At 73.4% G+C, this 18,808-nt stretch carries 15 protein-coding genes; 12 read left to right on the top strand and 3 right to left on the bottom strand.

The annotated features are described in order from the left end of the window. Positions 1-5 precede the first annotated feature (5 nt). Positions 6-779 carry an IclR family transcriptional regulator gene (locus tag ACFV4P_RS08125; protein WP_380468544.1) on the bottom strand — a complete coding sequence of 258 codons (774 nt, stop codon included), beginning with the start codon at positions 777-779 and terminating at the stop codon, positions 6-8. A 361-nt stretch (positions 780-1,140) separates the two neighbouring features. Here ACFV4P_RS08125 and ACFV4P_RS08120 point away from each other — a divergent pair, with 361 nt between their 5' ends. From ACFV4P_RS08120 to ACFV4P_RS08095, 6 genes are all read left to right on the top strand, one after another. After that, the gene (locus ACFV4P_RS08120) at positions 1,141-2,175 is read left to right on the top strand and encodes an ABC transporter substrate-binding protein (RefSeq protein ID WP_380468542.1); all 1,035 of its coding nucleotides are present in this window, start codon (positions 1,141-1,143) and stop codon (positions 2,173-2,175) included. 71 nt (positions 2,176-2,246) lie between these two features. Next, positions 2,247-3,281, top strand: a complete 1,035-nt coding sequence (locus ACFV4P_RS08115) for an ABC transporter substrate-binding protein (protein ID WP_380468540.1) — start codon at positions 2,247-2,249, stop codon at positions 3,279-3,281. Further along, on the top strand, positions 3,278-4,126 hold the full coding sequence (locus tag ACFV4P_RS08110; RefSeq protein WP_380468538.1) for an ABC transporter permease: 849 nt from the start codon (positions 3,278-3,280) through the stop codon (positions 4,124-4,126). The genes ACFV4P_RS08115 and ACFV4P_RS08110 overlap by 4 nt, the downstream gene beginning before the upstream one ends. Then, the gene (locus ACFV4P_RS08105) at positions 4,123-4,854 is read left to right on the top strand and encodes an ABC transporter ATP-binding protein (RefSeq protein ID WP_380468536.1); all 732 of its coding nucleotides are present in this window, start codon (positions 4,123-4,125) and stop codon (positions 4,852-4,854) included. The genes ACFV4P_RS08110 and ACFV4P_RS08105 overlap by 4 nt, the downstream gene beginning before the upstream one ends. Before the next feature lie 31 nt (positions 4,855-4,885). Beyond that, a complete protein-coding gene (locus tag ACFV4P_RS08100; protein ID WP_380468534.1) occupies positions 4,886-5,794 on the top strand; it encodes an ABC transporter substrate-binding protein in 909 nt (302 codons plus the stop codon). Positions 5,795-5,799: 5 nt separating this feature from the next. Continuing rightward, complete coding sequence (locus tag ACFV4P_RS08095) at positions 5,800-6,867, top strand: LLM class flavin-dependent oxidoreductase (protein ID WP_380468532.1); 1,068 nt, start codon at positions 5,800-5,802, stop codon at positions 6,865-6,867. 106 nt (positions 6,868-6,973) lie between these two features. Here ACFV4P_RS08095 and ACFV4P_RS08090 read toward each other — a convergent pair whose 3' ends face one another. Beyond that, positions 6,974-7,963 carry an aldo/keto reductase gene (locus tag ACFV4P_RS08090; protein WP_073808981.1) on the bottom strand — a complete coding sequence of 330 codons (990 nt, stop codon included), beginning with the start codon at positions 7,961-7,963 and terminating at the stop codon, positions 6,974-6,976. Positions 7,964-8,069: 106 nt separating this feature from the next. Between ACFV4P_RS08090 and ACFV4P_RS08085 the strand changes: the two genes are divergently transcribed. Beyond that, on the top strand, positions 8,070-8,510 hold the full coding sequence (locus tag ACFV4P_RS08085) for a group III truncated hemoglobin (RefSeq protein ID WP_380468530.1): 441 nt from the start codon (positions 8,070-8,072) through the stop codon (positions 8,508-8,510). 118 nt (positions 8,511-8,628) lie between these two features. Here ACFV4P_RS08085 and ACFV4P_RS08080 read toward each other — a convergent pair whose 3' ends face one another. After that, entirely contained in the window at positions 8,629-8,817 is a 189-nt protein-coding gene (locus tag ACFV4P_RS08080; RefSeq protein ID WP_380468528.1) for a hypothetical protein, read from the bottom strand. A gap of 323 nt (positions 8,818-9,140) precedes the next feature. On the opposite strand from ACFV4P_RS08080, the gene ACFV4P_RS08075 reads away from it, so the two are divergent. The 5 genes from ACFV4P_RS08075 (at position 9,141) to aspT (ACFV4P_RS08055) (ending at position 18,796) form a co-directional block, all read left to right on the top strand. Continuing rightward, a complete protein-coding gene (locus ACFV4P_RS08075) occupies positions 9,141-12,590 on the top strand; it encodes a BTAD domain-containing putative transcriptional regulator (RefSeq protein ID WP_380468526.1) in 3,450 nt (1,149 codons plus the stop codon). 142 nt (positions 12,591-12,732) lie between these two features. Beyond that, positions 12,733-14,880, top strand: a complete 2,148-nt coding sequence (locus ACFV4P_RS08070; RefSeq protein ID WP_380468524.1) for an MMPL family transporter — start codon at positions 12,733-12,735, stop codon at positions 14,878-14,880. 105 nt (positions 14,881-14,985) lie between these two features. After that, complete coding sequence (locus tag ACFV4P_RS08065) at positions 14,986-15,339, top strand: DUF488 domain-containing protein (protein WP_380468522.1); 354 nt, start codon at positions 14,986-14,988, stop codon at positions 15,337-15,339. 72 nt (positions 15,340-15,411) lie between these two features. Further along, entirely contained in the window at positions 15,412-17,085 is a 1,674-nt protein-coding gene (aspT, locus tag ACFV4P_RS08060; protein ID WP_380468520.1) for an aspartate-alanine antiporter, read from the top strand. Positions 17,086-17,098: 13 nt separating this feature from the next. After that, complete coding sequence (gene aspT / locus ACFV4P_RS08055; RefSeq protein WP_380468518.1) at positions 17,099-18,796, top strand: aspartate-alanine antiporter; 1,698 nt, start codon at positions 17,099-17,101, stop codon at positions 18,794-18,796. The last annotated feature ends 12 nt before the right edge of the window (positions 18,797-18,808 follow it).

Raw genomic sequence — 18,808 nt, 5'->3', positions numbered from 1 at the left:
GGTGGTCAGCGCTCGTCGGCCGGGAGGAGCAGGACGGCGAGGGCCTGGGCGCAGGTGCGGGCGAGGGCGAGGGTGTGCGGGAGGGAGTCGGGGGTGAGGTGGGAGGGGGTGGAGCGGAGGGCGAGGGCGAAGCGGGCGGTGGAGGCGGAGTCGAGGACGGGGACGGCGAGGGTGCGGATGCCGGGGGCGGACTCGCCGTCGTTGAGGGCGTAGCCGCGTTCGCGGGTGAGGGCGAGTTCGGCGTCGAGTGCGGCGGGGTCGGTGAGGGTGCGGTCGGTGTAGGCGGGGAGCGGGTCCGGCAGCGGGCCCTCGGCGGTGGTGGGCCAGGCGAGCAGGACCTTGCCGAGCGCGGTGGAGTGCAGGGGGCGGCGCAGGCCGAGGCCGGTGGAGGGCAGGACGGAGCCGCCGACCAGGATCAGGGCGTGCGGGCCGGAGCGGATGGCGAGGTCGGCGGTGGCGCCGGTGCGGCGGGCGAGCTGGTCGAGTTCGGGTCCGGCGAGGTGCAGTCCGCGTTGGTGGAAGGCGAGTTGGCCGAGTTCGGCGACGGCCGGGCCGAGGCTGTAGCGGGCGGTGCGGTCGTCCTGGTCGAGGAAGCCGGTGGCGAGCAGGGTGCGGGCGAGGCGGTGCGCGGTGGAGACGGACAGGCCCATCCGGCGGGCGAGTTCGGAGGCGCTGAGCGAGGGGCCGTTGTCGTGGAAGCAGTGCAACAGGCCGAGCGCCCGGTGGACCGCCTGGGCGCCGGCCGGCGGTGACTGGAGGATTCCGGGGCTGGCGGGCATCGCACCTCTTCGGGATTGGCTCTGATCGGTCAACTGCTTTGGCGTTTACAGGATATGGGTCCGATCGCGAACGGAGCATGTCGGCGGTGTTGCGGCGGCACTCCTCAGCGTGAACAGCTGATCCCATCATCTGGCAACGCTTGATCCGGGCCCTGACCTCGTGGAACGCTCGGTCCATCGGCGGACACCGGGTCGCCGACGGCCCGTTCGGCCGATCCGACAGGAGGAGGTGCGCCGTGACCACAGGCCGGCCCCTTCCTCGCTGTTGTCGCTGAGAGCTCTCCCGAACTCCCTTTTCCCGCCGTACTGTTCCCACTGTGTGGGATGTCTGTGCGTCTTCCCAGATTTCCGGAGCCCCGCCATGAGCCCCGTCCCCGCCGTGCCCGGCACGCCCCCGTCTCCCGACACCCTGTGGTTCACCCGCTGCCCGGTGCCCACCGCCACCGGCATCGCCGCCGACCGCGGCTGGCTGGCCGAGGAGTTCGCAGCCGACGGCATCACGGTGCGCTCCCTGCAGGACGCCCCGCCCGAGGTCGCGGCCGACCACCACTACACGCACGCCCTGACCGCGCTGTTCCGCGAAGGCGGCAACGTGCCTGCGCTGTGGGCGCGTTCGCGCGGTGAGCGGACCCGACTGATCGGCCTGACCTGGATCGAGGAGCGCCAGACGATCCTGGTCCGGGAGGGCAGCGGCATCCGCTCCGCCGAGCAGCTGCGCGGCGCGCGGCTCGCGGTGCCCCGGCACCCGATCGGCATCGACTTCTGGCGGGCGATGGCCCTGGCCGGCCACCACGGCGTGCTGGAGTCCGCCCAACTCGCGCCGGACGACGTCGAGTTCACGGAGGTGACGGCGGAGCCGGACGGCGCGCAGTGGGCGGCCGAACTGGCCGCGCTGCGGGACGGCCGGGTGGACGCGGTGTACGTGAAGGGCGCGCTGGCGGTGGAGGCCGCCCGACGGTACGGCGCGGTGCCCGCCGTGGAGCTCGACGCACTCGCCGACCGCCGCCACCGGGTCAACAACGGCACCCCCCGCCCGATCACCGTCCACCAGCAACTGCTGGACGAACACCCCGAGTTGGTGGCCAGGTTCGTCGCCGTGCTGCTGCGGGCCGCCGACTGGGCGGCCGGACAGCCGGCCGAGGTGGCGCGGATCCTCGGCGCGGAGACCGGCGCCGGGCCGGAGGGCGTCGCCGGGGCGTACGCCGCCGACGGGCACCGCGCCCTGCACCCGGACCTGTCCACCGAGCGCCTCGACCTGCTCGCGCAGCAGGAGCGCTTCCTGCACGCCCACGGCTTCCTCGCCGACCGGGTCGACGTCCACGCCTGGGCCGACCCCGCCCCGCTGGCCGCCGCCCGCGAACTGCTCGCCGCCCGCCCTGACGTCCTGACGCCCTGACACCCTGACGCCCCGAAACCCGCTCCGGCGTCCGCCCCCCCCGCTGTTCTGTGATTCAAGAGGAGAGACCCATGCGCAGCACCACGAAGCGCACCCGAACCACCGTCGCCGTCACCGCAGTTGCCGCCGCCGCCCTGGCCCTGACCGCCTGCGGCTCGTCCGGCTCGGGCACCGGCGGGAGCGCCGACGGCAAGGGCGGGGAGGTCGTGCTCCGGGTGCCCGACCCCGGGAACTCCGGCTTCCTGGCGAAGGGGAAGAAGGACGGCTCGCTGGACCGCGCGCTGGCCGCCGTGCACGCCAAGGTGGCGTGGACGGGCAGCGCCGGGCCGTTCGCCCCCGCTGCGCAGGCGCTGAACGCCGACCAACTGGACGTCGCCCAGGGCTCGATCACCTCGGCGATCACCGCGCTCGCGCAGAAGCCCGGCTTCAAGCTGTTCGCGCAGATCGCGCCCGACGAGGCCGGCGAAGGCATCCTGGTGAAGAACGGCTCGCCGATCAAGGAGGTCAAGGACCTGGTCGGCAAGAAGGTCGCGGTCGCCCAGGGCGGCACCTCCGAGTACCTGCTGCTGAAGGCACTGGAGAAGAACGGCATCCCGGCGGACCAGGTGCAGCGGGTCTACCTGCGGGCCGACCAGACCTCCGGGGTGTTCAACTCCGGCCAGGTGGACGCCTGGGCGACCTGGGGGACGTTCTCCATCCCGGCGATCGCCAACACCGGCGCGCACTTCCTGGTCGACGGCAAGGCCGTCGGCAGCGACAACTACGCGGTGTGGGCGGCCCGTTCGGCCTTCGCCGAGCAGCACCCCGAGGTGCTGAAGGCGTTCTACGGCTACCTGCACGAGAACGGCGCCAAGGAGAAGGCCGACCCCGCCGCCTACCTGAACGTCTTCACCGACGCCGGCCCGACCGCCGTCAGCCCCGCCGAGCAGCAGGTCGCCGTCGAGTTCGGCCGGCAGCGCGCCGTGGAATCGCCGATCACCGACGCCGACACCGCCCGCTTCGGCGTGGTCGCCGCGTTCTACGCCGACCAGGGCGTCACCAAGGCGAAGGTCGACGTCAAGCCCTACCTGATCGACATCAACTCCCTTGCGGGGGCGGCGAAGTGACCGCCACCACCGAGGAGGCCCGGGCGGCCGGGCTGGTCGCCCCGCGCGCCCGGACCACCGCCGACCGCCCGCGCGGCCTCTCGCTCGCCCTGCGCACCCTCGGGCCGCTCGCGCTGCTCGCCGCCTGGCAGATCAGCTCCGCGACCGGCGTGCTGACCCCCGACGTGCTTGCCTCGCCCGGCCAGGTCGTCCAGGCCGTCGGCGAGTTGTGGGGCAACGGCCAGCTCGGCGACGCACTGTCCACCTCGCTGGCCAGGGCCGGGCTCGGCCTGCTGTTCGGGGCCGGCGTCGGCCTGGTGCTCGGCGTGGTCACCGGATTCTTCCGGCTCGGCGAGGAACTGCTCGACTCCGCCGTGCAAGTGCTGCGCACCGTGCCGTTCCTGGCGCTGGTGCCGCTGTTCATGGTGTGGTTCGGCATCACCGAGACCGCGAAGGTCGCGCTGATCGGCGTCGCCACCTCGTTCCCGATGTACGTCTCCACCTCCGGCGGCGTCCGCAACACCGACCGCAAGCTCGTCGAGGCGATGCGCAGCTTCGGCCTGTCGCGCTGGGCGGTGGTCCGTGAGGTCGTGCTGCCCGGGGCGCTGCCCGCGCTGCTGTCCGGGCTGCGGCTGTCGATGACGCTCAGCGTGATCGCGCTGATCGCCGCCGAGGAGATCAACTCCACCGAGGGGATCGGCTACTTGATGGCCCAGGCGCAGAACTTCTCGCGCACCGACGTGCTCGCCGTGTGCATCCTGATCTACGGCCTGCTGGGTCTGGCCGCCGACGGCGCGGTCCGCGTCCTGGAGCGGCTGCTGATGCCCTGGCGTCCCGTCAACGGCCGGGCGGTGGCCGGACGATGAGCGCTCCCGCTGTTCATGTCCGGGGCCTGCGAAGGGTGTTCGGCACCAGGGCGGTCCTCGACGGCATCGACCTGGACATCGCCCGCGGCGAATTCCTCGCCCTGCTCGGCGCGTCCGGCACCGGCAAGACCACGCTGCTGCGGATCCTCGGCGCACTCGACCGCGCCGACGAGGGCACCGTGCTGGTGCCGCCCGCCCGGACGGTGGTCTTCCAGGAACCCCGGCTGATCCCGTCCAAGCGCGTCCTCGGCAACGTCACCGTGGGCCTGCCGCGCGGCGCCGCCACCCGGGAGACCGGCCGGCAGGCCCTCGCCGAGGTCGGCCTCGCCGACCACGCCGAGGCCTGGCCCAGCACCCTGTCCGGCGGCGAGGCGCAACGCGCCGCACTCGCCCGGGCCCTCGTCCGCGAACCCCAACTGCTGCTGCTGGACGAGCCGTTCGCCGCCCTGGACGCGCTCACCCGGCTGCGCATGCAGGACCTGGTCGGCGACCTGTGCCGCCGCCACCGCCCCGCCGTGCTGCTGGTCACCCACGACGTGGACGAGGCGATCCGCCTCGCCGACCGGGTCGCCGTGCTCCGCGAGGGCGCCCTCGTCCGGGACGAGACGGTCACCGTCGAACGCCCCCGCGACCCCGCCGACCCCGCCTTCGCGGCCCTGCGCCGCGACCTGCTCGCCGATCTCGGCGTGCACCAGGACACCAAGACCGAAACCGCGAACAGCAACTGACGTTGCGTCACCACAGAGAAGAGACCGCGCCATGACCGTCACCGTCGGTGTGCACCGCTCCAACCCTTCCCTCTACCACCTGGCCCGACTCGACTACCTCCAGCAGGAGTTGGCCCCGCTCGGCGAGAGCGCCGAGTTCCACCACTACGCCGACGGCACCCGGACCGGCGCCTACCTCGCCGACGGCACCATCGACTTCGGCGGGACGGGCTCCACCCCGCCGATCACCGCACAGGCCGCCGGGCACGACATCGTGTACACCGCCGTCTCCGCGCCCCGCCACGACCACGGCGCGCTGCTGGTCGCCGCCGACGGGCCGATCGCCTCCGTCGCCGACCTGAAGGGCGCCACCGTGGTGCTCGCCATCGGCTCCTGGCAGACCCACCTGCTCGCCAAGTCCCTGCACCAGCACGGGCTTTCGTACCGCGACGACATCACGGCCGAACGCCCCGCCGGGGACGAGGCCGAGCGGCTGCGCAGCGGCGCGATCGCCGGCTGGATCGCGCAGGGCGCGGAACTCGCCGCCGCCCGCCGCACCGGCGAGTTCCGCGAACTGATCCGCACCACGGACGTGATCACCGACCGCTCGGTGTTCTTCGCCCGCCGTGAACTCGCCGTCCAGCGGCCCGAGGTGGTCGCCGCGATCGTCACCGCCCTGCAGCGCGCCGACCACTGGGCCGCCGCCCACCCCGAGGAGGCGGCAGCCGTCGCCGCCGCCGACCAGGGCGGCGAGCAGGCCGACTGGCACACCGCGCTGACCGCGCTGCCCTGGCAACTGGAGCCCGCCACCGCCGAGTTCGTCGCCGAACAGCAGGAAGCCGCGGACATCTTCCACCGGGTCGGCTTCATCGACCGGCCCGTCACCGTCGCCGACATCCACCTGCCCGCCCTGGAGCAGCCGGTCGCCGACGCCATCTCCCGCGCCGCGAAGGGGAACTGAGCACCATGGCCACCGAAGTCCTGTGGTACCTGATCCCCCGCGAGGGCCACTACCCGTGGGAGCCCGAGGGCCGCCGCCCGGTCGACCTCGGCTACCTCCAGCACCTCGCCGCCACCGTCGAACGCCTCGGCTACACCGGCGCGTTGCTCGCCACCGACCAGTACGACGTGTGGACGCTCGGCTCCGCGCTCGCCGCCGCCACCGGCCCCGGCTTCCAACCCCTCCTCGCCGTGCACCCCGGGCTGATCTCGCCCACCCTGCTGGCCAAGATGGCGCTGTCCTTCGAGCACCTGCACGGCCTGGGCCGGCTCCGCTTCAACGTGGTCAACGGCTCCACCCACCAACTGCGCGAGTACGGGCTGCACGTCGACCACGACGACCGCTACCGGCTGTCCGCCGAGTACTGGAGCCTGGTCAAGCGCCTCACCAGCGGCGAAGTCTTCGACCATGAAGGCGAGTTCTACCAGCTGAAGAACGCCGGCGCGTCGCTGCGCGACCTGCCGCCGCTGCGCGAGGGCCACATCCCGCTCTGGTTCGGCGGCTCCTCCCCGGCCGGCATCGAGGTCGCCGCCGAACACGTCGACGTGTACCTCACCTGGGGCGAACCCCCGCACCTGCTGCGGGAGAAGCTGGAGAAGGTCCGCGAACGCGCCGCCGCGCACGGCCGCACCCTGCGGCTCGGCCTGCGCCTGCACCTGATCGTCCGCGACACCGAGGAGCAGGCCTGGGCCGCCGCCGACCGCCTCCTCGACGTCACCAGCGAAGCCACCTACGCCCGCCAACTCGGCGGCCGGCAGGGCGAGGACGGCGTCGGCTGGCAGCGCCAGTTCCGCCAGCACGGCGGCCGCGTCCCCGCCCGCGCCCGCGAACTGGAGACCCACCCCAACCTGTGGCCCGGGATGAGCCTGTTCCGCCCCGGCCCCGGCACCGCCGTCGTCGGCTCCACCGAACAGGTCGTCGAACGGCTCAGGGAATACCAGGAGTTGGGCGTCGACACGTTCATCCTGTCCGGCAACCCGCTGCTGGAGGAGGCCTACCGGGTCGCCGAGACGGTGCTCCCTCAGCTGGCCTGACGCGCACGGGCGGCCGAACCCGCTTCGGCCGCCCGCACGTCGGGGATCAGCTGCGTACGGCGGGGATCAGCCGCGTACGGTGCGGATCAGCTGCGTACGGCGGAGATCAGCTGCTCAGCCGGTCGATCTCGGCGATCTCCTGCGCGGTCAGCGGGCCGGCCGCCAGCGCGTCCAGGTTCTGGTCCAGCTGGCGCACGCTCGACGCACCGACGATCACCGACACCACCCGCTCGTCCCGCAGCACCCAGGACAGCGCCAGCTGCGCCAGGCTCTGACCGCGCCCCTCGGCGACCTTCGCGAGCGCCCGCAGCTGCGCCAACTTGGCCTCGGTGAGCGCCTCCTCCTTCAGGAAGTGCCCGACCGACATCCGCGAACCCGCCGGCACCTCGCCGCTCAGGTAGCGGTCCGTCAACAGGCCCTGCGCCAGCGGCGAGTACGCGATCAGCGAGGTCTGCGTCTCGCCCACCGCGTCCAGCAGGCCCTGCTCCGGCTCCCGGTTCAGGATCGAGTAGCTGGCCTGGTTCAGCAGACACGGCGTGCCCAGCTCGCGCAGGATCGCCACCGCCTGCCGGTGCTGCTCCGCCGGGTAGTTGGAGATCGCCGCGTACAGCGCCCGGCCCGAACGCACCGCCGTGTCCAGCGCGCCCATCGTCTCCTCCAGCGGAGTCGTCGGGTCCCACCGGTGCGAGTAGAAGACGTCCACGTAGTCCAGGCCCATCCGGCCCAGCGACTGGTCGAGGCTCGCCAGCAGGTACTTGCGGCTGCCGCCGTCCCCGTACGGGCCCGGCCACATGTCCCAGCCCGCCTTCGACGCGATGAACAGCTCGTCCCGGTACGGACGGAAGTCCTGCGCGAACAGGTAGCCGAAGTTGCGCTCCGCACTGCCGTACGGCGGACCGTAGTTGTTCGCCAGGTCGAAGTGCGTCACCCCCCGGTCGAACGCCCGGCGCAGCACCGCGCGCTGCACCTCCAGCGGCTGGGTGTCACCGAAGTTGTGCCACAGTCCGAGCGAGACGGCGGGCAGCTGCACACCGCTGCGCCCGGCGCGGCGGAAGGTCATCGAGGCATAGCGGTCGTCCGCGGCGAGGTAGGTCATACCGGCATCCTGCCAGGTGAGCGCGGCGAACGGGACCAACGGCCCTCCCCGCGGCGCCCCGCCGCGACGTACCCTGACCGGGCGCGCGACGTACCAGGAGGAGACCGTGGCACTGCCGGACATCACCACCAGGGCCGACCTGGAGTCCGCCCTCCGGCGCTTCTACCGCGCCGCCTTCGCCGACCCGCTGATCGGCCCGATCTTCACCGAGATCGCCCGCCTCGACCTGGAGGCGCACCTCCCGCGGATCACCGACTTCTGGGAGAGCGCCCTGCTGCGCACCGCCTCCTACCGGGGCAACGCGCTCGCCCCGCACGCGGCGCTGCACGCGATCAGCCCGCTCACCGCCGAACACTTCGGCCGCTGGGTCCAGCTCTGGCGCGCCACCCTCGACGGCCGCCACGCCGGCCCCGTCGCCGAACGCGCCAAGGCCCAGGCGCAGCGGATCGCCGTCACCATGCTGCGCCGCCTCGGCGAGAGCGACACCGGCGGCGGCACTGGGGGCTTCGTGCCGCTGGCCGCCGTCCGCCTGGCCTCCGGAAACTGAACGACACCGGCAGTTGTGACGGTTCGCCTTCACAGCGTGTTCGGTCGGTCGACGTCTTTCGGTCACCGAATGTCGGCGCGGCCCCGGCGGGCGCCGGAACTCCGCGACGGGCTGATTCTCACTGACCCCACGTCACGTCCTCGATGGGGCCCTTGATGGACGTCACCGGGCCGTTGACGGTGGCACCCGCGGCGTGGACAGCCCCGCCGACGTGCGAGGACGGCGCGGAGGAGAGTCCGATCAGCACGGCGATTCCGGCGGACAGCAGGCCGACGAAGACGGTGCGGGCCGTGCGAGTGGCGTTCACGGATTTCTCTTCTCTGTGCGAATTGCGGTGCGTGTTCAGGGAGTTACCCGACGAATCCGCCGGGGATCTCCGACCCGTCGGCGCTGCCGACGGGCACCACTCTGGCCTCCCGTTCGAACACAGGGAAGAGCTGGAGGGTGGACGGATCATGCAGTGGCACAAGTCGTCCACATGATCTTCTCGTGCGGCCGACCGTGGCGGAGGCATTGACGCAGATGGGAGGCGGTGCGCGACGGCAGGGAAGGGGGGTGCGTGGGACGGCGGCGGTGCGGAGGGCGGCTGGTGGACGGTTCCGAACAGCCATCGCATAGGCTCGGCGCACGATGGTGCGGATCACTGTGCTCGGGGCACTCACGGCGCAAGTGGCGGGGGACGCAATCCGGTTGGGCGGTCCGCGTCAGCGTGCCGTGCTCGCGCGCCTGCTGGTCGCACACGGCGCGACGGTCTCCGCCGACCGCCTGATCGACGACCTGTGGGACGGCGCGCCGCCCGCCAAGGCCGCCGTCTCGCTCCAGGCCTACGTGTCCAACCTGCGCCGCCTCCTGGAACCCGGACGCGGACCCCGGCAGGAACCACGACTGCTGGTCAGCGCCGGGCGGGGCTACGCGCTGCGCGAAGTTACCCTCGACGCGGCCGAGTTCGAGAGCCTGGCGGCGGCGGGCGACGTCCGGCGGGCGCTCGCGCTGTGGCAGGGCGCCGCGTACGGGGAGTTCGCCGAACGGCCCTGGGCCGCCGTCGAGACCGCCCGGCTGGAGGAACTCCGCACCGCCGCCCGGGAGTCGGCGACCGTACAGTCCCTCGCCGAGGGCCGCTTCGGGTCGGCCGTGCAGGACGCCGCCGCCCTCGTCGAGGACCACCCGCTGCGCGAGGAGGGCTGGCGACTGCTCGCCCTCGCGCTCTGGCACGCCGGCCGCCAGGCCGAAGCCCTCACCGCCGTCCGCCGCGCCCGCCACCACCTCGCCACCGAACTCGGCCTCGACCCCGGCCCGGCCCTCACCGACCTCGAAACCGCGATCCTCCGCCGGCAACTGGACCGCCTGACGCTGCCGACGGGGCCCGGCGGGGGCACGGAAACCGGCCGGTCGGGCGGTGCTGCGGTCGGCAGCGGGCCGTTCGGGAGCCCCGTCGGGCGCGGGGGCGAGGGCAACGCGGCCCGCGACGGCGGGCGGGGGACATCGGCCGCGCCCGGGCCCACCGGCGGAGATGCCGAAGAGCAGGCGGCGGCTCCGGCTCGGACGGCCGGGGGCAGGGCAGGGGCGGGGTCCGGGCGACTGTTCGTGGGGCGGGCGGAGGAACTGGGCGCGCTGTGGCGGGCCGCCGAGGCCGCGCGGGGCGGGGTGGGGTTCGCGCTGGTCAGCGGGGAGGCCGGGGCGGGGAAGTCCACCGTGCTGGGACGGCTGGGGGAGCAACTCGTCGAACAGGGGTGGCGGGTGGCGACCGGGCGGTGCCCGGAGAGCGCCGGGGCGCCCGCCGCGTGGGCGTGGACCGAGGTGCTGCGCGAGCTCGCCGGCCGGCACCCGGACGCCGTCGCCGACCGCGAACTCGCCCCGCTGCTCGCCGACCCGGGGCCGGCGGCGGGCCGGGACGCGCTGTCCGGACGGTTCCGCCTGCACCGCGCCGTCGTCGCCCGCCTGCACGCCGCCGCCCGCACCGCGCCGCTCGCCGTCCTGCTCGACGACCTGCACGCCGCCGACCCGGAGACCCGCGAACTGCTCGGCGAGCTCGCCGCCCACCCCGCCGACGGCACCCCCGCAGGCGGCCTGCTGGTGGTCGCCGCGCTACGCCCCGGCGAGGGCGAACTCGCCGACGTACTGGGACGGTTGGCCCGGCGCTCGCCCACCCGGGTGCCGCTCGGCGGATTCGACGAGGCCGACGCGGGACGCCTGATCGAGGCGGTCTGCGCCGCGCCAGTCCGCCCGGAGACCGTTCGCGCCCTCGCGGAGCGCACCGGAGGCAACCCGTTCTACCTCGCCGAGAGCGCCCAACTGCTCGTCCTGGGCGACGAGTCGACCGCGCTGAAGGAAGTCCCGCAGGGCGTCCGGGACGTGCTGCGGCGGCGCTTCGAGCGGCTGCCCGCACCGGCCGTCGACCTGCTGCGGCTGGCCGCCGTCGCCGGCCGGGAGAGCGACGTCGACCTGCTGGTGCGGGCCGGCGAGCAGGACGAGGACACCGCCACCGAGGCCGTCGAGGCGGCCGTCGCCGGCGGGCTGCTGCTGGAACCCCGGCCCGGCGCCGTCCGGTTCGCCCACCTGCTGGTCCGCGACACCCTGTACGCCGACCTCGGCGGCCTGCGCCGGGCCCGCCTGCACGGCCGGATCGGCCACGCGCTGCGCGACCTGCGCCCCGGCGAACTCGCCGCCCTCGCCCACCACTTCACCCAGGCCGCGTCCACCGCCACCGCCGAACTCGCGGTCGAGCACTGCGTCCGCGCCGCCGAGGCCGCCGAACGCCGCTACGCCCACCGCAGCGCCGTCGCCCTGCTCCGGCAGGCCGTCGACAACCTGGAACGCGCCGCCGAACGGCCCGGCGAGGACCGGGCGGCCCGCCGCATCGACCTGCTCGGGGCGCTGCTGCGGGCCCAGATCCGGGCCGGGCAGGTCGGCGACGCCGGGGAGACCAAGGCGCACGCCCTGCGGCTCGCCCGCGAGTCCGGCCGCGAGGACCTGCTGATCGCCGCCTGGACCGCCTGGACCGAACCCACCCCGTGGGTCACCCACCCGTACGGCACCGTCGACCAGGACGCCGTCGACACCCTCGGCCGACTGCTGCGCCGCACCGACCTGCCGCCCGCCACCCGGTGCCGGCTGCTCGACGCGCTCACCCACGAACTCGACTGCACCGGCTCGCAGGTGGCCCTCGACGCGGCCGCCCGGGCGGTCGCCCTGGCCCGCGCCGAGGACGACCCGCACCTGCTGTGCCTCGCCCTCGCCGCACAGGCCCGCGCCTGCGACCACGAACTCGCCGCGGTGGACCGGCGCCGCCTCGCCGCGGAGATCTCCGCGCTCGCCGTCGCCCACGACCTGCCCGCCTACCGCTGGCACGCCGAACACCTGGGCGCCACCGCCGCCGCCGTCCGCGGCGACCTCCCCGCGCTGCGCCGCCACCTGGCGGCGGGCGAGGAGATCGCGCAGCGCTACCGGCTGGTCGAACTCTCCGACGTGGTGCTCTGCCAGCGCGCCATGCTGGAACTCGCCGCCGACCGGGTCGAGGAGGCGACCGCGCTGTACGAGCAGGCGATGACGAGCCTGCGGGCCCGCAGTTCACTGCACGCCGACGCCCTCCACGCGCTGGTACGGATCGTGATCGCGCACCGGGAGGGCCGACTCGGCGAGATGCTCCCGCTGATCGACCACCACCGCGCCCAGTACGGGCCGCTGGTCGCCGACGTCGCCGCGCTCGCCCTGCTGGCCGCCGGACGCCCCCGCGAGGAGGCCCGCGCGGCCCGCGCCGAGCGCCGCACCGTGCAGGCCGACTACTTCCGGTCGCTGTTCCTGGTGCTGCGCGCGGACGCCGCGATGGCCCTCGACGAACGTGCCGAGGTCGCCGAACTCCTGGACGAGCTGCGGCCGTTCGCCGATCTGGTGGCGGGCGCCAGCTCCACCTCGATCGCCGCCCGCCCGGTCGCCCTGTCGCTCGGCGAACTCGCCCGTCACCTCGGCCGCACCGCCGAGGCCGCCGAGCACTTCCGGCACGCCGTCGAGGTCGCCCGCCGCTGGGAGTCGCCGAGTTGGGAGGCCCGGGCCCGCGAAGCCCTCGCCGCGACGGAGCGCTGACGGCCCGCCGCCCGGAAGGCCGGCCCGGTCGCCTTGATCGGCTTGGAGGGCCGTCACCGTCCGCGCCAAGTGGACTCCAAGCGGCCTCTCCCACACTGGTGTTCGTCACCGACTCGAACGCCCCACGGGAGGCACCCGCACCATGTCCACACTCCTCGGCCGCCTCGGCGAGGCCGCTGCCGCTCGGCCCTGGCGCACCGTCGCAGCCTGGCTGCTGCTGATCGCCGCGATCTTCGGCCTGGCCCAGGTGTTCGGCGGCGAACCCCACGACAGCTACCGGGTGCCGGGCACCCGCTCCACCGCCGGGCTCGACCTGCTGCACGAACGCTTCCCCGAGACCGCCGGCGCGGACGCCCGCGTGGTCGTCCACGACCGCAACGGGAAACCGCTTTCCGCAGACGTTCTGTCAACCCTCCGCACCCGCCTGGCCACCCTCCCGCACGTCCTCGCCGTCGCCCCGCCGATACCCTCGCAGGCCGGCGACACGGCGCTGCTGACGCTGAGCTACGACGTCGAGGTGACGGCGTTCAAGGGCGCCGCCGGACTCGACGCGCTGCGCGACGCCGCCCGGCCCACCGCCGACGCCGGCTACCAGGTCGAGTTCGGCGGCCAGGTCCCGGAGCACTTCAGCGCTCCCGACGGCACCGCCGAGGCGATCGGCATGGCCGCCGCGCTGATCATCCTGGTGATCGCCCTCGGCACCGTGGTCTCCGCCGGACTGCCGCTGGTGGTCGCGCTCGCCGGCCTCGCCGCCGGGACCGGACTGATCACCCTGATGGCCGCCGTCACCGACATCAGCGACATCGCGCCCACCGTGGCCTCCATGGTCGGCCTCGGCGTCGGCATCGACTACGCGCTGCTGCTGGTCTCCCGGCACGTCGAAGGACTGCGCCGCGGCCTGGACGCCCGGGCCGCCGCCGGCGCCGCCAACGCCACCGCGGGCGCGTCCGTGGTGGTCGCCGGCTCCACCGTGCTGGTCTCGCTGTTCGGCCTGAAGCTCGCCGGCCTGTCGATCTACGCGTCGTTCGGCTACGCGACCTTCGCCACCGTCGGCGGCGTCATGCTCGCCTCGCTCACCCTCGTCCCCGCCCTCGCCTCCCTGGCCGGGCCCCGCCTGCTGCGCCGCGCCGAACGCCGGGCCGCGGACCGCAGCGACGTCGTGGCCACCGCGGACGCCCCGACCCGCACCGAGCGCTGGGCCCGCCTGATCGGCCGCCGCCCGATCGCCGCCGCCGTGCTGTCCCTGGCGGTGCTGCTCGGCCTGGCCGCGCCGATGCTCGGCATGCGCACCTGGCCGCAGGACGCCGGCAGCCAGGCCCCCGGCAACACCACCCGCAAGGCCTACGACCTGATCGCCGACGCGTACGGCCCCGGCGCCAACGGCCCGCTGCTGCTCGCGGTCGACCTCGACCGGCTCCCGAAGAGCGAACTGCCCGCGCTGGAACAGAAACTGGCGCAGGACCCGGCCGTGGTGCAGGTCGGGCCGGCCCGGCTCGGCGAGGCCGGGAACGCCGCCGTGATCACCGTGACCCCGCGGACCGGCCCGCAGGACGCCGCCACCGCGAAGCTGGTCGAGCGGCTGCGCGACCACGAACTGCCCGCCGGCGTCGAGGTGACGGGCGTGGTCGCGACCTTCTCCGACATCTCCGACCGCCTCTCCGCCCGCCTGTGGGTGGTCGTCCCGTTCGTCGTCGCCCTGTCGCTGGTGCTGCTCACCGCGCTGTTCCGGGCCCCGGTGATCGCGGTGAAGGCCGCCGCGATGAACCTGCTGTCGGTGGCCGCCGCGTACGGCGTGATGACGGCGGCGTTCCAGCACGACGCGAGCGCGAAGCTGCTCGGCCTGCCGCACGCGGTGCCGGTGTCCAGCTGGGTGCCGATCCTGATGTTCACCGTGCTGTTCGGCCTGTCCATGGACTACGAGGTGTTCCTGCTGTCCCGGGTCCGCGAGGACTGGCTCGCCACCGGCGACGCCAGGGGCAGCGTGGTGCGCGGCCTGTCCGCCACCGGACGGGTGATCAGCAGCGCCGCCGCGATCATGGTCGCCGTGTTCACCGGCTTCGCGATCGACCCCGACATCACCGTCAAGATGATCGGCGTCGGCATGGCCGTGGCCGTCCTGATCGACGCCACCGTCGTCCGCCTGGTGCTGGTGCCCGCCACCATGACCCTGCTCGGCCGTCACAACTGGTGGCTGCCCGGCTGGCTGGACCGCCTGCTGCCGAAGCTCCGCATCGAACACGGCGACGAGCCCGCCGCCCCCGCCGCCCGTCCCGAACCGGCCGCCGTCTGACACCCGCCCGGCAGGGCCCGCCCCCGGGCGGGCCCCTGCTGCGTGCGGGTGGCCACGCCGCGTGGTCCACGCCGCCCGCCCCGCGCCCCCGCGTACCGTGACCGCATGAGCGTGCGGATGGAGCGGGTGTACGAGGCGCCGGACGGCGGGGTGCGGGTGCTGGTCGACCGGCTGTGGCCGCGCGGCCTGAAGAAGGAGGACGCCCACCTCGACCGCTGGGCCAAGGACGTCGCGCCCTCCACCGAGCTGCGCCGCTGGTTCCACGGCACGCAGGGCGACTTCGAGGAGTTCGCCCGCCGCTACCGGGCCGAGCTGGACGCTCCGCAGGTGCGGCAGGAGCTCGACGAGCTGCGCCGACTGGCCGCGGGCGACGCCGACCTGGTGCTGCTGACGGCCGTCAAGGAGCCGTCGCACAGTCACGTGTCGGTGCTGCTGGAGCGCTTGGAGCAGTCCGGCTAGCACGTTCGGCGGACCGGCCGCGTACGGCGTGTTCTTTCGGGCAGATGTAAGCAAATCGGCTGTAATGCGGGCATGAGCCTGCTGCGAGAGAACGCCGTTCTCGCCCTCTTCTTCTGCCTCGGCCTGGGCTACCTGGTCGGCAAGCTACGGGTCGGACCGATCCAACTCGGCGGCATCTGCGGCGTCCTGATCGTGTCGATGCTGGTCGGCGCCCAGCACGTCACGGTCAACGCCGACGTCAAGAACGTGGCCTTCGCCCTGTTCATCTTCTCGCTCGGCTACGTCGCCGGCCCCCAATTCTTCGCCAACCTCAACGCCAAAGGGCTGCGCTTCGGCGTGCTCTCCCTGATGGAGGCCGTGGTCGTCGTCCTGATGGCACTCGGCTTCGCCAAGATCTTCGACCTGGACGTCGGCACCGCCGCCGGCATCCTGGCCGGCGCCGCCACCGAATCCGCCGCCGTCGGCACCGCGCAGGACGCCATCGCCAAACTGCCCGGCGTCACCGCCGACCAGACCGTCCAGCTGCAGGCGCACGTCGCCACCGCCTACTCGGTCTGCTACCTGTTCGGCCTGATCAGCATCGTCCTGCTGACCAGCCAGCTCTTCCCGATGCTGATGCGGATCAACCTCGCCGACGCCTCCCGCCGGCTCTGGGAGAAGATGCGCGGCGGCGAGAACGGACACCAGGAGGGCGAAGAGCCCTCGTTGCCCGCGCTGGTCGGCCGGACCTACCTGGTCTCCCAGGGCGAAGGCACCCGGGTCAGTCAACTCCAGGAATCTTCCGGCCAGTTGGTCACCGTCGAGGCGATCAGCCGGGGCGGCCGCAAACTCGACCCCGACGACGACCCGGTGCTGCGACGTGGCGACCAGGTCCTGGTCGTCGGCCGCCGCGCCGCCGTCATCGACGCCGGCCACGACCTCGGCCCCGAGACCGGCGACACGCCCGGCCTCGACCGGGCCCTGGCCGTCCGCCAGGTCGTGGTCACCAACAAGCAGGTCGCCGGCCACCCGCTGAACGACGTCCGCGACCGCGACAGCCAGGCCACCGGCGGCGTCTTCCTCACCGACATCCAACGCGTCGACCACCACCTGCCCGCCGTCGGCGAGACCGAGGTCCACCTCGGCGACACCCTCACCGTCGTCGGCGCCCCCTCCAAACTCGACCGGTTCGCGGCCCGGGTCGGCGCCGTCGTCCGCCAGGACACCGCCGACTGGATCTACCTCTCGCTCGGCATCTGCCTCGGCGTCCTGCTCGGCAAGGTCAACGTCCGCTTCGGGGACGTCAACCTCACCCTCGGCACCGGCGGCGGCTGTCTGATCGCCGGCCTGGTCTTCGGCTGGGCCCGCTCGCTGCGCCCCACCTTCGGCGCCTACCCGCCGGTCGCCGCCCAGACCCTCAAGGACCTCGGCCTGGCGATGTTCATCGCCGTCACCGGCATGGCCGCCGGCCCCGACGCGGGCCCGCTGCTCAAGCAGTACCCGGTACTGCTGCCCGCCGCCGGCATCCTGATGGTCGTCGTCCCCGCGTTCCTCGGCCTGTTCCTCGGCCGCAAACTGCTGAAGATCGAACCGCCGATCCTGATCGGCGCGATCGCCGGCCAGCAGTGCTCCACCCCCGCGATCACCGCCATCGGCAACGTCGCACAGAGCAGCGTCCCGATGCTCGGCTACACCATCACCTACACGCTCTCCAACTTCCTGCTGCCGCTGACCGGACCGATCCTGGTCGGCCTGGTCGGGCTCTGACAGGGGAAAACCATTGGGCTGGATCACCGATCACGTCTTCAAGCCGTACCCGGAGCTGCTGATCTTCCTGACCATCGCGATCGGCTTCCTGGTCGGACGGCTGCACTGGAAGGCCATCGGGCTCGGCGCGGTGACGGGCTGCCTGATCGCGGGGCTGTTCACCGGCTGGCTGACCGACGTCGAAATCAACGGCACCGTCAAATCGGTGTTCTTCATCATGTTCCTGTTCGCCCTCGGCTACAAGGTCGGCCCGCAGTTCTTCCGCGGCCTCAAGAAGGACGGGCTGCCGCAGGTCGCCGTCACCCTCGCGGTCTGCGTCACCGGTCTGGTGATCTGCTGGGCGTTCGCCGAGATGCTCGGCTACGGCCCCGGGCTCGGCGCCGGACTGCTCGGCGGCGCACTCACCCAGTCCGCCGTCATCGGCGTCGCCCAGGACGCCATCGGCACGCTGCCCGGGCTCAGCGCCGACCAGGTCACCGCGCAGCAGAACCTGGTGCCGATCGGATACGCCGTCACCTACCCCCTCGGCACCATCCTGTGCGCGATCCTGCTGGCCAACATCGCCCCCCGCTTCCTGAGGAGCGACCTCGCCGAGGACTCCCGCACCCTCGCCGCCGAACTCGACGCCCCGGCCGGCGACCCCGACCTGAGCGACGGCTACTACGAGGTCGTCCTGCGCGCCTACACCGTCGAACACGGCCTGGCCGGCTCCACCGTCGAACAGATCGAGCAGCGCGAGAAGGCCGCCGACCGGCGGATCTACCTCACCCGGGTGCGCCGGGCCGGGACGATCCTCCCGCACGACCAGCAGACCGTCATCGAGCACGGCGACGTGGTCGCGGTCAGCGCACTGCGGCACGACCTGGTCGACTTCGACCCGATCGGCAGCATCGGCCCCGAGACCGACGACGTCGAACTGCTCGACTACCAGACCGAACACCTGCACGTGGTCGCCTCCGAGAAGGCCCAACTCGGCAAGACCATCGCCGAGTTGCGGCGCGAACCGTTCATGGTCGGGGTGTTCGTCGACAAGCTGTACCGCTCGGGCGCGGAGTTCCCGTACGTGCTCACCACCCAGGTCGAACGCGGCGACACCCTGGTGCTGTCCGGCCCGCAGCGGCTCGTCGAACCGGCCGGGAAGCGGCTCGGCAAACCGGTGCCGACCAGCTTCGCCACCGACATGACCTGGGTCGGCCTCGGCATCTTCCTCGGCGGCTGCATCGGCATCCCCGCCCTCACCGTCGGCGGCGTGCCGATCAGCCTGTCCACCTCCGGCGGCGCGCTCATCATGGGCCTGATCTTCGGCTGGATCCGCGGCCGGTACCCCACCTACGGCAACGTGCCGCCCGGCGCCCAGTGGTTCATGGACACCCTCGGCCTGTGCGCGTTCGTCGCCATCGTCGGCATCAACGCCGGACCCAGCTTCACCAGCGGCCTCTCCCAGGCCGGTTGGGGCCTGCTGGTGTGGGGCGCCGTCGCCACCGTCGTCCCGCTGCTCGTCGGCATCCTGATCGGCCACTTCGTCTTCCGGATGCGCCCGCCGATCCTGATGGGCGTGGTCGCCGGCGCGCAGACCACCACCGCCGCGATCGGCGCCATCAACGAAGCCGCCCGGAGCCAGATCCCCACCCTGGGCTACACCATCCCGTACGCGGCAGGAAACGTCCTGCTCACCATCTGGGGCGCCGTCATCGTCGCCCTGCTCGGCTAGGAGAGACCCCAC

The organism is Kitasatospora sp. NPDC059795, assembly GCF_042732175.1.
Lineage (GTDB): Bacteria > Actinomycetota > Actinomycetes > Streptomycetales > Streptomycetaceae > Kitasatospora.
The sequence above is the reverse complement of the archived record's forward strand: the minus strand, read 5'-3'. Positions and strand labels throughout refer to the sequence as shown.